This is a genomic window from Mycobacterium sp. G7A2 (genome assembly GCF_041902445.1).
Lineage (GTDB): Bacteria > Actinomycetota > Actinomycetes > Mycobacteriales > Mycobacteriaceae > Mycobacterium.
This window is the reverse complement of the sequence record NZ_CP169251.1, coordinates 1,511,430-1,524,447: the sequence shown is the minus strand read 5'-3', so window position 1 is coordinate 1,524,447 and position 13,018 is coordinate 1,511,430. Positions and strand designations below refer to the sequence as shown.

Annotated in this window: 17 protein-coding genes; 8 read left to right on the top strand and 9 right to left on the bottom strand. The window is 67.0% G+C overall.

All coding sequences use genetic code 11. From position 1 onward, the window contains the following. The first annotated feature begins 157 nt into the window (after window positions 1-157). From ACEWX3_RS07485 to ACEWX3_RS07460, 6 genes are all read left to right on the top strand, one after another. Window positions 158-508, top strand: coding sequence for a DUF732 domain-containing protein (locus ACEWX3_RS07485; RefSeq protein WP_207069272.1), 351 nt, complete (start codon window positions 158-160; stop codon window positions 506-508). Window positions 509-662: 154 nt separating this feature from the next. Further along, window positions 663-956, top strand: a complete 294-nt coding sequence (locus ACEWX3_RS07480; RefSeq protein WP_207069273.1) for a hypothetical protein — start codon at window positions 663-665, stop codon at window positions 954-956. 266 nt (window positions 957-1,222) lie between these two features. Continuing rightward, a complete protein-coding gene (locus tag ACEWX3_RS07475; RefSeq protein WP_207069274.1) occupies window positions 1,223-1,546 on the top strand; it encodes a hypothetical protein in 324 nt (107 codons plus the stop codon). A 185-nt stretch (window positions 1,547-1,731) separates the two neighbouring features. Then, window positions 1,732-1,980, top strand: a complete 249-nt coding sequence (locus ACEWX3_RS07470; protein WP_207069275.1) for a hypothetical protein — start codon at window positions 1,732-1,734, stop codon at window positions 1,978-1,980. Window positions 1,981-2,026: 46 nt separating this feature from the next. Further along, window positions 2,027-2,488: a MarR family winged helix-turn-helix transcriptional regulator gene (locus tag ACEWX3_RS07465; protein WP_207069276.1), complete on the top strand. Its 462-nt coding sequence runs from the start codon at window positions 2,027-2,029 to the stop codon at window positions 2,486-2,488. Then, on the top strand, window positions 2,488-2,910 hold the full coding sequence (locus ACEWX3_RS07460) for an organic hydroperoxide resistance protein (protein WP_207069277.1): 423 nt from the start codon (window positions 2,488-2,490) through the stop codon (window positions 2,908-2,910). The genes ACEWX3_RS07465 and ACEWX3_RS07460 overlap by 1 nt, the downstream gene beginning before the upstream one ends. Window positions 2,911-2,920: 10 nt before the next feature. On the opposite strand, the gene ACEWX3_RS07455 is transcribed toward ACEWX3_RS07460, so the two are convergent. Genes ACEWX3_RS07455 through ACEWX3_RS07445 form a run of 3 tightly spaced genes read right to left on the bottom strand, consistent with a single transcriptional unit; the run spans window position 2,921 to window position 5,584 of the window. Then, window positions 2,921-4,270 (bottom strand): acetamidase/formamidase family protein, encoded by a 1,350-nt coding sequence (locus ACEWX3_RS07455; RefSeq protein ID WP_374159057.1) that lies wholly within the window; start codon window positions 4,268-4,270, stop codon window positions 2,921-2,923. A gap of 7 nt (window positions 4,271-4,277) precedes the next feature. Further along, window positions 4,278-4,727 (bottom strand): cyanase, encoded by a 450-nt coding sequence (cynS, locus tag ACEWX3_RS07450; protein WP_207069279.1) that lies wholly within the window; start codon window positions 4,725-4,727, stop codon window positions 4,278-4,280. Continuing rightward, on the bottom strand, window positions 4,724-5,584 hold the full coding sequence (locus tag ACEWX3_RS07445; protein WP_207069280.1) for a formate/nitrite transporter family protein: 861 nt from the start codon (window positions 5,582-5,584) through the stop codon (window positions 4,724-4,726). The genes cynS and ACEWX3_RS07445 overlap by 4 nt, the downstream gene beginning before the upstream one ends. 170 nt (window positions 5,585-5,754) lie before the next feature. Here ACEWX3_RS07445 and ACEWX3_RS07440 point away from each other — a divergent pair, with 170 nt between their 5' ends. Next, window positions 5,755-5,910 (top strand): hypothetical protein, encoded by a 156-nt coding sequence (locus tag ACEWX3_RS07440; RefSeq protein ID WP_207069281.1) that lies wholly within the window; start codon window positions 5,755-5,757, stop codon window positions 5,908-5,910. On the opposite strand, the gene ACEWX3_RS07435 is transcribed toward ACEWX3_RS07440, so the two are convergent. The 3 genes from ACEWX3_RS07435 to ACEWX3_RS07425 form a co-directional block, all read right to left on the bottom strand. Beyond that, on the bottom strand, window positions 5,907-6,935 hold the full coding sequence (locus ACEWX3_RS07435) for a methyltransferase (protein ID WP_374159056.1): 1,029 nt from the start codon (window positions 6,933-6,935) through the stop codon (window positions 5,907-5,909). The two genes, ACEWX3_RS07440 and ACEWX3_RS07435, sit on opposite strands and share 4 nt — an antisense overlap. 97 nt (window positions 6,936-7,032) lie before the next feature. Next, complete coding sequence (locus ACEWX3_RS07430) at window positions 7,033-8,322, bottom strand: ClC family H(+)/Cl(-) exchange transporter (RefSeq protein ID WP_374159805.1); 1,290 nt, start codon at window positions 8,320-8,322, stop codon at window positions 7,033-7,035. A 144-nt stretch (window positions 8,323-8,466) separates the two neighbouring features. Further along, entirely contained in the window at window positions 8,467-9,252 is a 786-nt protein-coding gene (locus tag ACEWX3_RS07425) for a 5'-methylthioadenosine/adenosylhomocysteine nucleosidase (protein ID WP_286183821.1), read from the bottom strand. Window positions 9,253-9,319: 67 nt separating this feature from the next. Here ACEWX3_RS07425 and ACEWX3_RS07420 point away from each other — a divergent pair, with 67 nt between their 5' ends. Next, window positions 9,320-9,895: a DM13 domain-containing protein gene (locus ACEWX3_RS07420; RefSeq protein ID WP_286183822.1), complete on the top strand. Its 576-nt coding sequence runs from the start codon at window positions 9,320-9,322 to the stop codon at window positions 9,893-9,895. Window positions 9,896-9,939: 44 nt separating this feature from the next. On the opposite strand, the gene ACEWX3_RS07415 is transcribed toward ACEWX3_RS07420, so the two are convergent. The 3 genes from ACEWX3_RS07415 to ACEWX3_RS07405 form a co-directional block, all read right to left on the bottom strand. Beyond that, window positions 9,940-11,196, bottom strand: a complete 1,257-nt coding sequence (locus ACEWX3_RS07415) for a cation:proton antiporter (protein ID WP_374159055.1) — start codon at window positions 11,194-11,196, stop codon at window positions 9,940-9,942. 75 nt (window positions 11,197-11,271) lie between these two features. Further along, window positions 11,272-11,940: a pyroglutamyl-peptidase I gene (pcp, locus tag ACEWX3_RS07410; RefSeq protein ID WP_374159054.1), complete on the bottom strand. Its 669-nt coding sequence runs from the start codon at window positions 11,938-11,940 to the stop codon at window positions 11,272-11,274. A gap of 84 nt (window positions 11,941-12,024) precedes the next feature. Continuing rightward, window positions 12,025-13,011, bottom strand: coding sequence for a sterol desaturase family protein (locus tag ACEWX3_RS07405; RefSeq protein WP_374159053.1), 987 nt, complete (start codon window positions 13,009-13,011; stop codon window positions 12,025-12,027). Window positions 13,012-13,018: the final 7 nt, after the last annotated feature.

Here is a 13,018-nt window from a genome sequence, read left to right as displayed (position 1 = left end):
AAGTCGTCACCCGGCCTGAATGCCCAGAAGGCTACCGCAACAGCGTGGGCTGCCACCACCGCGTCAGGGGACGTGGGCCACCTGGGCGGCGCGCCGTTCCCGGATTCGTGGTAACGCGACGGATAGCATCCCCACAGACACTGCACAGGGAGGCCACATGCACGCCCGCTTCGCCCGTTTGTCGAGTGCGACCGCGGCGATCGCGGTGACGACCGTCGTGTTCGGTTCGCCGGTCGCGCAGGCCGCCGACGGCGACGCCGAGTTCCTGTCGACCCTGGCCGGCCTGGGCATCGAGTTCGCGACGCCCGACGAGGCCGTCGCCGCCGGCAACAACATCTGCGACATCGTCTCTGAGGGCAACGCCAACGGCATCGCACCGACCGAGATCCGTTCGGTGGTCGTCAACTCGATGGTCGGCGAGAGCCTCACCAGCGCCGAGGCCACCCAGGTGATGCTCAGCGCGGTGTCCGCCTACTGCCCCGAGTTCACCGCCGTCGTCGGCAGCTGACGGCGAGCGCCTCCGGCACTCGAGCGCATCGTCTCGCGATCTCCATCCAATCTCCAGACAACCTCCAAGCACCGGCCCGGCCCGGTCGAGACCATGGGTTCAGTCACATAACCCGTGGTCACGCCAGTGGCCCACCGATACAAGGAGTTCTGTCATGAAGAAGTTCATCGCCGCCACGATCCTGCCGGCCGGCGCCCTGCTGGCCTTGGCCACTCCGGCGACCGCTCAGCCCGGTTCGGCGGCCACCACCATCAACGGACTGGAAGCCCAGGGGTTCGACGTGCGCATCACCCGCGTGGGAAGCGCACCGCTGGACGCCTGCACAGTCACCGGTGTGCGCAATTCCGGGCGTCCGGCCCAACTCATCCCGTTCGACGACGACGACATCAACGTGTTCACCGTCCTGCCCAAACCGAAGGTCACCGTGTCGCTGAACTGCCAGGGTTGAGCGCCGCGACGTTCTTCAGGTGACGCCGACTCGACCATCGAGTTCGCCCGAGGGACGCGCTGCTGATCGCGCAGGCTTCATGAATCAGCGGCCGCTCACGCCGACGGCACGATGAGGCAGCCGTCGAACTCCTGTGCAGACCGTTGCCCGGCCGTTACCCGACTCATAGCGGGCACCCACCTTCGCCACACGCTGGGCCCATCAGGGCTTCCTACCGTCTGCAGCGCGGGAATTCGCCCGCGCACATCAACGGACAAGGAGAACACATGAACGTCACCGGCCTCGCGGCGAAAGCGTCGACCTTGGTGGGCGGTTTCGCGCTCGCCGGACTGTTGGGACTCGGACTCGGCAGCGCCGCTGCGGCCCCCGGGCAGCCGTGCGGCGCGCCGAACACACCTGCGTGCCAGGGCGCGCCTGGACCGGGTGGTTCTGGCAGCCCCGGTCAGGGTGGATGGCAGAACCGCGGCATGGACCAGGGGCGTGCGGACCACCAGCCGTTCAACTACAACGGCCAGCAGGTCCATCCGCTGCCCGCCGGGAACGGCGACGGGTGGGGGTTCTGGTTCCTGGGACGTTGGATCCGGCTGTAGCAATCGGCGCGTTTTGAGGCGTGTGGCCCGGCGCTCGACGGGCGCCGGCCCACCGCGCGCATCATCGGCGGCTCACCTCAGCCGATACGGCCGCCCACCGCGGGCGCATCGGCGGCTGACCGCGGGCGCATCGGCCGCGCGCGCCTCCCGGATGAGTCTCGACCTTCACTTTAGCCTTAGGGGCCGTGACCACTTTGCTCGAGCCTTCGCTCGCTGACCTGGACTTCGACCCGGAAATCCTGTGCAGCTGCCACAGGTTCTGCGGCCCACTCGCCCATCCGGCGACCTTCTGGGTCACTCTTTCCTGCGGATGCCCGTACCCGATGTGCCAGCGTGCGTTGCGGATGGCCAACGTGCGACTCAAGGTTCGAAGCCTGACCTGCCGGTTGTGCGAGACGGAGGAGATCGCCATCCGCTCGGTCGTCCGTATCTGACAATTACGTAAGGTTGCGCACAACCAAATCGTGGTAAACACGGGTCGTGGCCTCTCTTCGCATCGACGACCAGATGTGCTTTGCCCTGTACACCGCGTCGCGGACGATGACGGCGGCATACCGGCCTCTGCTCGCCGACCTCGGCATCACCTATCCGCAGTACCTGGTCATGCTCGCGCTGTGGGAGGACGGTCCGAGCAGCGTGGGCCAACTCTGCGAGCGCTTGAGCCTGGATTCGGGAACGCTGTCCCCGCTTCTGAAGCGTCTCGAAGCCACGGGTTACATCACCCGGCAGCGATCGATGGCCGACGAGCGACGCGTCGACATCGCGCTGACCCCTACCGGTAGCCGGCTACGCGAGCGGGCCGTCTGCATCCCCGAGCAGATGTTCGCCTCCATCGACATGTCGATGGAGGACGCGATGGGACTCAAAGACGCCCTGAAGCGGTTGACCACGGCGATTCTCGCCCATCAGAACAGCACCCCCCCGAGCGAAGGAGCGCACTGATGAAAACCCTGTACACCGCCGAGGCGCTGGCCACCGGCGAGGGACGCGACGGCCACGGGCGCACGTCGGACGGCAAAGTCGATGTGGCACTGAGCATCCCGAAGGAGATGGGCGGCGCAGGCACCGGGACGAACCCCGAGCAGTTGTTCGCCGTCGGTTACGCGGCGTGCTTCCATTCCGCGCTGCGACTGGTCGCCAGACAGGACGGCGCCGATGTCTCCGACTCCACCGTCGGCTCCCGGGTGTCGTTGGGCAGCAACGACACCGGCGGCTTCGTGCTGGCCGTCGAGCTGGAGATCACACTGCCGAACGTCGACCACGACACCGCCCAGGCGCTGGCCGAGAAAGCCCACCAGGTGTGCCCCTACTCCAACGCCACCCGGGGCAACATCGACGTCGTGCTGACCGTGACCGACGACTGAGAGTCCGGCTTCACGCGAAGTGTGACTTGTACACCTGCCCGTGGACGCCGACAGTCTTGTCGACGACCTGTGACACCGAGAAGTCTGCGGCGGCAGACAGGTACGCGTATGCGGTCGGGCGGTCCATGCCGCGATCGGTTTCCAGGAAGTCGAGGGCGTTGACGACCGCGCGCCGCATGGCCACGTCGAGATCCGTGCCGTTGCCGTTCAACGCTCCGTCAGGATCGGACAACCCGATCGGCACCCAGGCTTCCGCCGTCTCGGCGAACGGGTACCGGTAGGCCACCGACGGGGCATCACCGGAGCCCGGCTTGCAGACCGACAGACGGTAGCTGCCGCGCAACGAGCCCTCCATCGCGGTGAGGGCGACCTCGCCGTCACCCATCGCCATGTGCGGATCGCCGACATAGAACAGCGCGCCTTCGGCGAACACCGGCAGGTAGAACGTCGCACCTTCACCGAGGAGTCGGATGTCGATGTTGCCGCCACCGACAGTCGGCGGCACAGAATGCGCGGTCGCCGAAGTCGGGTCGGGATCCTGGGAGAACGCCACCCCCATCATCCCCATGAAGGGATTGAGCGGGAAGCGAACCTGCGCGTCGCCGTACTTCATGACGCCGTGGCCGTCGACGACCGTGGTGAAGGTCGAAACATTCCCGTAGAGCGCCGGATTCGAGTTGGACCGACCGTCGGTTCCGACCGGCGGCATCACCTCGCTCAGGGCTATCCCTGGCGGCGCGCCACCGTCGGACTGGCGGGCCAGCGCACCCTTGCCGTGCCGGCTCGACACGACGCCGTAGGGAACCCGCGGGGTCGCCTCCAGGATCTCGATCTTGAGCACGTCGCCGGGTTGCGCCCCCTCCACGAACACGGGTCCGGTGACCACATGAGGCCCGTCCTTGTCGAAGTTTCGCGGTGTGCGGGTGTAGTCCGCGGCGACTCCGATCGCATCATCGAGCACATCGGAGTCGGCGACGCCGTGAGCACCGAAGAACTCGACCGGGTCGCGGCCCTGGTCTTCGAGGACACCTTCGTGACTGACGGTGTCGATGGTGACCGTCTCGCCCGACGCCATCTGCATCGCCGGCGCGGTGTGCACATTCGGCACGTAGCCCCACAACACCTGATCCGGTGTGGACTGCAGGTAGTGATCACCGCTGGGCTCGCCCTGCCCGGGCTGCAGGATGGTGAAGCTGGAGGACGTGGCCGACGGTGCCGACGTCGAACCACCTGACGAGCAGGCCGACGCCACGCCGGCCACGCCGGCGCCGGCGCTGAGGGCCGCGACCGCGCGGACGAAATCGCGTCGGCCGAGCCCGGTCCACAACGATTCGGCCGCCTCGCGGGCAATCTCGCTCATCGCGGCCTCACCACCGGTAATCCAGGAACTTGCCGTCGAAGGTGACCACCACGCGGTCTCCGTCGGGATGTTCGCGACGGGCGATGTCGACCTTGAAGTTGATGGCACTCATGATGCCGTCACCGAACTCCTCGTGGATGAGCTCCTTGAGCGCCGGGCCGTAGACCGCCAGCGCCTCCTGGAAGCGGTAAATGGTCGGGTCGGCCAGCAGGGCCGGGTCGATACCGCGGGACGGCTGGCTCTGCAGGCTCTCCGCGACCGCGGAGTCGAGATCCAGCAGGGCACAGACCCGTTCGGCCTGCCCGGCCGGCATGGGGTGCTGGCCCAGCAGGGCCGCGACGCACCACACCAGCGGCGCATCGATCTCACCGGCGATGTCGGCCCAGCTCAGCTTCTTACGTATACGAGCTGCGATGATCAGTTCAGCAGCTTCCGACTTGGCCATGATCGGGGTCATGCGTTCGCTCCTTCGCGTTCCTTGGGCGTGGCGTCGAGGCCGTCGGGAACGAACAGCCGCGGCTTGCCGGTCCGGGCGTGGGTGGCGAACAGCGTCAGACCGACGAACGCCAGACCGCCCACCAGATTGCCGACCACAGTGGGGATTTCGTTCCAGATCAGGTAGTCGCCGATGGAGAAGTCACCACCGAGCATCAGACCCGACGGGAACAGGAACATGTTGACGATCGAGTGCTCGAAACCCATGTAGAAGAACAGCATGATGGGCATCCACATCGCGATCACCTTGCCCGACACACTCGTCGACATCATGGCCGCGACGACCCCGGTGGACACCATCCAGTTGCACAGAATGCCGCGGATGAAGAGGGTGAGCATGCCCGCCGCGCCGTGTTCGGCGTAGCCGACGGTTCGGCTGTGGCCGATCTCGCCGATCCGCTGGCCTACCTCGTTCGGGTCGACGCTGAACCCATAGGTGAAGACGATCGCCATCATGACGGCCACGGTGATCGCGCCGAGGAAATTGCCCACGAAAACCCAACCCCAGTTACGCAGCATCGAGCGGACCGTGACGCCGCGGCGCTTGTCCAGCAATGCCAGCGGCACCAGCGTGAAGACGCCGGTGAGCAGGTCGAAGCCGAGTAGATAGAGCAGACAGAACCCGACCGGGAACAGCACCGCACCGACCAGAGCGTTGCCGGTCTGCACCGTGATGGTCACGGCGAACGCGGCGGCCAGCGCCAGGATCGCCCCGGCCATGTACGCGCGGATCAGGGTGTCTCGGGTGGACATCGTGGCTTTGGCTGCGCCGGCATCGATCATCTTGCCGACGAAGTCCGAGGGACTCAGATAGGACATCAGGACACCTTCCGGGGAGTGGTCCCTCAGGTATTCCCTGGCCGTATTGCCGATCAGCAACGCCTCTTATACGTCCGTGTTGCCCCGTGTTGCCTGGTTATCACAGCGCGCGTTCTGCAGGTGTGAGGGTGGCACGTTTCACGTGCGCCCGATTTGACAACACTGCAGGCGTGGAGCAGATCAACGACCCGCCGGAAACGCCGAAAGACGCCACCCAGGCCACCGAGGGCCAGCGCGAGGAGCAGGACAAACTGGATCGCCAGGACGAAGACCCCGAGGGCCCCGCACGCAACCAGACCTACCGCGACATCCCCGACGAGAACTAGCGCGTCTTGTAGGCGACCGCGGCGCTCGACGGCCCATCCAGGGGGATGGTCTCAAACGACCGAAATCCTGCCGCGGTGCACCACTGCCGAAATTCAGCGGCTGTGTAATCGAACGCATCGCCGAACTCGATGAGCATGTTCAGCGACATCGTCAGGCCGAATGTGTTGGTGCGTCGCGCGTCATCGATCAGCGATTCGACGACGACGAAGGCCCCGCCGTCGGACAGCGCTGCATAGGCTTTGGCAATCAGTGCCCGCTTCTGGTCGAGGTTCCAGTCGTGCAGGATCATGCCCATCGTGATGACGTCGGCAGCAGGCACCGGGTCGGTGAGAAAGCTCCCCGCGACGGTGTCGATTCTGTCCGCCAGGCCACTGTCGGCGACTTTGCGGCGGGCGATATCGGTGACGGCAGGCAGGTCGAAGCTCACGCAGCGCAGATGCGGGTGTGCGGTGGCCACGATGCGGCTGAGCAACGCGTCCGCGCCACCGACGTCGCACAGTCGCACGTAACGATGAAACGGAAAGCGGGCAGCCAGCACCTCGAAATTGCGCCGCGAGGACGAGTCCATGGCGGCGATGAAGGTCTCGAGACGTTGCGGGTCGGCGTAGAGAGTCTCGAAGAACGGCCGACCCGAGTGCTTGACCTCGCTTTGCGCCCGGCCCGTCTTGAGAGCCTCCGTCAGGTCGGCCCAGTAGCGGTAGTTGCGCTCTTCCCAGATGTTGAGCAACCCACCCTGATACGCGGAACTGTTCTCGTCGAGGAAGTGGGCGCTCTCGGGGGTGTTCCGATACCGGGCGGCGGGGCCGTCACCGTCGCGGTCGAGTAGCTCCACCGACACCAGCGTGTCGAGGAAGTCGGTGGCGGGACGCAGCACCAGGCCGAGGCGTTCCGCGATCTCGCCTGCCGTCATCGCCTGGTCGCCGAGCACGGTGAACAGCCGCAGTCCCACGGCGGACAGCAACACCTTGGCGGTCGTGTATCCGCCACCGATGGCCATGATCCGGTCCGGCCGCAACTCGTCCATCGCCCGACCTCCGATCGGTGCTGTTCGACCCGTCAACCGTAACCGCATGCCCTCGCCGCGGGACCGGATGCGTCGAAGCCGTTGCTGCCGTGGCAATTCAGGCTTTCTCGGCGAGCGGCTCCTCCGGTGGCATCCGCTCGCGCAGGCTGTCGTAGATCGGCGGAGAACCGACCAGGTACGCGGTCAGCACCGCAGCCGCGGTGCCGGCCAGCATCGGGATCGCCGCCTCCGTCGTGGCCGTCATCTCGATGACGAGCACGATGGCGGTCACCGGGGCGCGCACTGTCGCGCCGAAGAACGCCGCCATGCCGACCAGCGCCATCGGGATCTGCAGACCGGTCAGGTCATGCGGCCACACCGCGTCGACGACGCCGACGAACAGCACCCCCCACAGCGCGCCGAGCGCCAGCAGAGGCGCGAACAGACCGCCGGGCACGGCGGCGGAGTAGGACAGCGGGCCGGCGACGAACCGCACGAGGAGATAACCGATCACCACCGGCAGCACGAAAGTCTGCCCGCCGAGGATCATCTCGGTGAGAGTGTCACCACCGCCGACGGCCAGCGGATAGACGAACATCGCCAGACCGACCAGAGCTCCGATGACGGCCGCCTTGACCGGCGCGGGCACCCGCCGGATCGCGCCGACGCGATCCAGGAACCACAGCACCAGCCGGTTGTACGCCGCTCCGAGAAGCCCGCACAGCACCCCGAACACCGCGAACAACCACAACCAGCGCAGCTGCGGGGTCGCCATCGGTTCGACCAGGAAGTCGGGCCGGTTCCCCAGCATCCAGCGCACCACGCCGACCGCGGTGGCCGCCGCGCACAACGTCGCCAGCACCGTTTTGACGCGGAACGACTTGGTGACCTCCTCGAGGGTGAACAGCGTGCCGCCGATCGGTGCGTTGAACGCGACCGCCAGCCCGGCACCGCCGAGGGCGGTCTGCATCATCCTGATCTCCGGAGCGGGCAGGCGGGCCCGCCGTGCCGCCTCGGCCCCCACCGCGGCACCCATGTGCACCGTCGGTCCCTCACGCCCCAGCACCAACCCCGAGCCGATGCCGAGCACGCCTCCGACGAACTTCGCGGGCACGAGCTTGATCAGAGGTGGGCGCGCCTCACCCCAGTAGACGGCCTCGACGTGCTGGATGCCGCTGCCGGCGGCCAGCGGCATCCACTTCACGATCAGCGAGGCGAGCGTCGCCCCGAGAGCCGCGGCGGCGATCGGGATCAACCAGTTGGGTCCGGCCAGCCCGTGTGCCCAGTCGACCATGTCGAGACGCAGCCGCTCAGCCTGGTCCAGGCACCAGCGGAACGCGCCTCCGACGACGCCGATCACGACCCCGGCCAGTACGGCGGTCAGGCAGATCAGGACCGCGCCGCGCATCGAGTCGTCGTACTCATGTGGACCGGGCCTCGACGTCGATTCGGTCATCGTGGAGTGTGAGTCCGTCCGTCGTGCTGCGGGATTCGCGGGTCGGTGCGCTGGGCCGCCTCAGTGTCGCACACCGTCGGCGTCGCGGCGATCGGCTCAGAGCACCGGCAGGAGGCGGCGCAGGATGGCGGCCGAACCCGCGGCGACCTCGTCGACGAACGCGGCGAAGTCGAAGCGGGACTCCCGACCGGCCAGGTCGGACAGGGCCCGGACGAGCAGCCAGGGGATACCGAACCCTTCGCACACCTGGGCGACCGCGGCGCCCTCCATGTCCACCGCGGAGCCGCCGAGTTCGGCGTGCAGCCGTCGACGGGCGGATTCGTCGTGCAGGAACTGGTCGCCGGTGAGCACCGTGCCGTAGGTGATGCGGGGTGGCTCGTCGCGCCCGCCTGCGCGGCGCGAGATCGCAGGAAGCGCATAACCCTCGAGGCGGTCGTGGACCCGCGCACGCAGCGCGGGGTCGAGGTCGTGGCCGAAGCAGTCGGTGGGGTTGATGAACGGCACGTGGCCGGCCTGATAGTGCGTCAGCCCGTCGGGTTCGATCACCCCGGCGTCATGCTGGACAGCCCGGTCGCCGATCACGATGTCACCGATCCCCAGCGCTGGGTCCAGCCCGCCGGCGACCCCGGAGAACGCGATTGCGCGGCAACCGAACCGGTCGGCCAGCAAGGTCGCGACGACGGCGGCGTTGACTTTGCCCATACCCGCCCCGACCAAGACCACCTCGTGGCCGTCGAGCAGACCCGCGTCGAAACGAGCGTGCGCGACCACGTCGCTTCGCGCCTGGTTCAGCTCGCGGGCCAGGTGCGCACGCTCCGGTTCGATCGCGCAGATCAATCCCACTGTCACGGAAACATCATCTCCCCCGCCAGCCCCAGCCATCCAGGTTGTGGACAGCATTTTCCCAGGATCGGTGACGGACGCCCCCGCCACGTTCGATAATCACCCGGTGACCGAACCGTCCCGCCCTCCTCGTTCACGCCGGCGCTTCCTGCGCCACCCTGCGACGATCGCCGGCCTCGTCGTGGTGGTCATCGTCGCCGGATTCGCCGCGTACTGGTTTCAGCCCTGGAAATTGTTCACCAGCACCACGGTCGACGAGGCCCCGCCCGCTGCCACCGCCGGGCAGGTTCCCGGCCCGCAGGTCACCGCCACCGGGGCCGCGGTCACCGAGGTGGTGGCCCAGGGCGATCTGGTCAGCCAGGAACACCCCACCAGCGGCACGGTGCAACTGCTGCGGTTGCCGGACGACTCACTGGTGGTGCGAATCGAGAATCTCGACACCAGCGACGGACCCGATCTGAAGGTGTGGCTGACCGACGCTGCGGTGTCGCCGGGCCTGGACGACGCGGGGGTTTTCGACGACGGTCGCTGGGTCGATCTCGGATCGCTCAAAGGCAACCGGGGCAGCGCCAACTATCCGGTGCCGTCGGACGCGGACGTCGACGGTCTGGACAGCGTCAGCATCTGGTGCGACCGATTCAACGTGTCGTTCGGCGCCGCCGAGTTGAATCCGCGCACCTGAACCGCATCCCGGTGACTTCCGGTCAGGTGGGCTGATCTCGTCGGTCAATGCTGTTGCGGTGCAGCGCTTTCCGTAGTGCGTTCGTTGCGGCTGGCCAGCCACTTGCTCAGCGGCACGGTCGACAGACCGTGCAGCACCACGGAAACCGCGATCGCAAACGAGACGTAGACGAAGACCCGCTCGTCACCCAATCGACTGGAGGCGTCCATCGCGTAGTACAACGCTGACACGCCGATAGGTCCGAACCAGCTCATGAATGCGAGCTCCTGGCGGGTGTGCAGGCTCCGGTATACGGGGCTGACCAGCCACACCGCCGCCAGGCGGCGCAGGAAGACCGCCGCCACCAGCCCAAGCAGCAGCACCGGACTCAGCGCCGCCCACTCCCCCACCGGCAGGAACACCCCCAGCAGCAGGAACAGCGGGATCATCAGCAGCCGCGTCAAGGCGTCGGCAACGGTGTCCTGCACCTCCTCGGCCGACTGCTGCACCACCTGACCGAACACCGCCGCGGTGATGAACACCCCGAGGATGCCGTCGGTTCCGATGAGTTTGAGCAGACCCAGCATGAACAGCCCGACCGGAATGGCGATGATGAGCAGGCTGCCCTGGTCGATGTAGCGGCGGTCTCGGCAGACGATGTAGGCCTTCCCGAACACCCAACCGGCCAGCGCCGCCAGCACGGCGGCGCCGAGCACCTTCCACAGCACCACCTCGAGCAGCCACTGGGTCCACGCCTGCCCCGTGGGTTGCACCGTCAACAGCAGCAGCGGCAACATCACGAACAGGAAGCCGAGGCCGTCGTTGACGCCACTCTCGCCGGAGAGGTTGAAGCGAACCCGATCCGGCACATATTTTTCGGCGTTGACGCCGGTGACGACCGGCGTGGTGGTGATCGGATCGGTCGGGGTCAACATCGCACCGACCAGCAGCGCAAGGGTCAACGGCAGTCCCACCGCGAGCAGGAGGCCGGCCGCCGTCAACCACATCACCGCCATGCCGGCGCCGATGATGCCGGCGATCCAGCGCCAGTTCTGTCTCCAATACCCGTGGGGCAGCCGTAACGCCACACCAACCAGCCCCACCCCGAGCGCGATGCGCGATCCTTCGGTCAGCAGCGGGTCGCGGTATTCGGCGAGCCGGTCGAAGGGAAGGGCGTCGAGGGCGTGTGGACCGATGGCCGCGCCGATCACGACCGCCAGCAGCGGCGCCGGCAGGCTCCAAGAGCTCAGCCGCTCCGAGAGCAGCACCAGTACCAGCACCACGCCTGCGCCCACCACGAGGGCGACATTCACCAAGTTCACGACTGCCTCAATCGTCGTTTGCTCACCAGCCCCTGCAGTCGTTTCCCGCTGTGTGACGATTAAACGCGACGGCGCTCACAGCAGCAGTCGGGACGCGACGGGCTGCTCGACGTCGACGGTGTGTGTCACGGCGGCCTCGATGGCCGCGGCGACGCCGGTGACCGCCGTGTCGACCGACATGCTGGGCATCCCGAGATTGCTTTCCAACGCTGCGACTTCGGGCAGCGCGGGCAGATGCAGCCAGGCGGCCCGGGACGGCGATCCGCTGGTCGCAAGGTGGTGCAGCATGCCGTACATGAGGTGGTTGCAGCCGAAGGTGCCGGCGGCGTCGGAGATGTCGGCGGGCACGCCGGCACGCCGCATCGCCAGCACCATCGCCTTCACCGGCGCAGTCGCGAGGTAGGCGACCGGGCCGCCGGGCACCGTCGGCGCACCGTCGAGAACACGGCCCGCATTGTCGGCCAGGCCGTAGCGGGCGCTGTCGTTGATGTTCTGCGCCACGCGTTCGACGGTGATCATCGACCGACCGCCGTATTCGCCGAGCATCACGATGAGGTCGGCGCCCACCTCATCGACAGCGGCGACCGCCGCGGTGATCGACTCCCAGAACACATTCGGCACGATCCGTCCGGTCACCGGAATACCCGCGATCACCTGACCGTCGAGGGCTTCGGTCACGAACTGGGCTGGATTGACCGGTGTGTTGCCGAACGGTCCGAAGCCGGTGACGAGCACAGCTGACATGGGTTTCGCTCCTTGGTCGGCGCTGCGTAATCCATTGTCGGCGATGTCGCGGCGTCGCGTCAGGCTTCAGTCCAGTTCGCCACCTCAGCCCACCGCCTCCAGCACATGGGGGCCCGGGCGCGACGTCGGCTTCGTCGTCGGCGCCGTCTTCTCCGACCAACCGGGCGGATTCAGCAGGTATCCCACGCGGCCGCGCCAGGTCTCGGCCCGCCACGCGTCGCCCACCATGGCGGCGAACTCGTGATAGTTCACCTTGACCGGATTGAACGTGTCGATGTTCGTGGTCAGACCGAACCGTACCGGCTCGACCTCCTCTGCGTAGCTGCCGAAGATCCGGTCCCAGACGATGAGAATGCCGCCGTAGTTCTTGTCCAGGTACGGGTTGTTGGCGCCATGGTGGACCCGGTGATGCGATGGGGTGTTGAAAACGAACTCCACGAGGCGAGGCAATCGGTCGACGCGCTCGGTGTGGATCGGGAACTGGTAGAGCAACACGATCGACTGCGCCAGAAAGATCATCCAGACCGGGATGCCGATCAGCGCCAAGGGCACATAGACGACGGACATCAGGAATGAGCCGGGGATCAGCCACGGCAGCCGAACAGCTGTCGACAAATTGAAGTACTGGCTGGAGTGATGCACGCTGTGGCCCGTCCAGAACAGTCGAACACGGTGCGACATCCGATGTTTGGCGTAGTAGGCCAGGTCGGCGAGGACCAGGGCGAGCGCCCAGACCCACCACTGCGAGGCCGACAGGGTCACCGGTGTCAGCGCCGCAGCGACGGCCACCACGGGCAGCTCGATGAATTTGTCCAGCGGCTTGACGACGCGGCCGATGCCATAGATCGACAGGCTCGTCGTGACATCACGCGCCGACACGCCGGCCTTGTTTCGGCCGCTTCTCGCCTCACCGACGGCATCGCGTCTCGGCTCACCGACGGCGTCGCGTCTCGGCTCACCGACGGCGTCGCGTCTCTCTCGGCGATAGGCGACAAACTCGACGGCCATCAGCACCAGGAAAGCCGGGATGGCGTAGACCGAAATCATCGAGATGTTCTGCAGATGATCCATCGATTCG

What these genes read in the sequence shown, in the direction of transcription:
- ACEWX3_RS07445 (WP_207069280.1), bottom strand. Translation starts at nt 5,584, where the DNA reads ATGTCCTATCTGAGTCCCTCGGACTTCGTCGGCAAGATGATCGATGCC.
- ACEWX3_RS07485 (WP_207069272.1), top strand. Translation starts at nt 158, where the DNA reads ATGCACGCCCGCTTCGCCCGTTTGTCGAGTGCGACCGCGGCGATCGCG.
- pcp (WP_374159054.1), bottom strand. Translation starts at nt 11,940, where the DNA reads ATGTCAGCTGTGCTCGTCACCGGCTTCGGACCGTTCGGCAACACACCG.
- ACEWX3_RS07475 (WP_207069274.1), top strand. Translation starts at nt 1,223, where the DNA reads ATGAACGTCACCGGCCTCGCGGCGAAAGCGTCGACCTTGGTGGGCGGT.
- cynS (WP_207069279.1), bottom strand. Translation starts at nt 4,727, where the DNA reads ATGACCCCGATCATGGCCAAGTCGGAAGCTGCTGAACTGATCATCGCA.
- ACEWX3_RS07405 (WP_374159053.1), bottom strand. Translation starts at nt 13,011, where the DNA reads ATGGATCATCTGCAGAACATCTCGATGATTTCGGTCTACGCCATCCCG.
- ACEWX3_RS07480 (WP_207069273.1), top strand. Translation starts at nt 663, where the DNA reads ATGAAGAAGTTCATCGCCGCCACGATCCTGCCGGCCGGCGCCCTGCTG.
- ACEWX3_RS07435 (WP_374159056.1), bottom strand. Translation starts at nt 6,935, where the DNA reads ATGGACGAGTTGCGGCCGGACCGGATCATGGCCATCGGTGGCGGATAC.
- ACEWX3_RS07460 (WP_207069277.1), top strand. Translation starts at nt 2,488, where the DNA reads ATGAAAACCCTGTACACCGCCGAGGCGCTGGCCACCGGCGAGGGACGC.
- ACEWX3_RS07430 (WP_374159805.1), bottom strand. Translation starts at nt 8,322, where the DNA reads ATGCGCGGCGCGGTCCTGATCTGCCTGACCGCCGTACTGGCCGGGGTC.
- ACEWX3_RS07425 (WP_286183821.1), bottom strand. Translation starts at nt 9,252, where the DNA reads ATGGCTGGGGCTGGCGGGGGAGATGATGTTTCCGTGACAGTGGGATTG.
- ACEWX3_RS07455 (WP_374159057.1), bottom strand. Translation starts at nt 4,270, where the DNA reads ATGAGCGAGATTGCCCGCGAGGCGGCCGAATCGTTGTGGACCGGGCTC.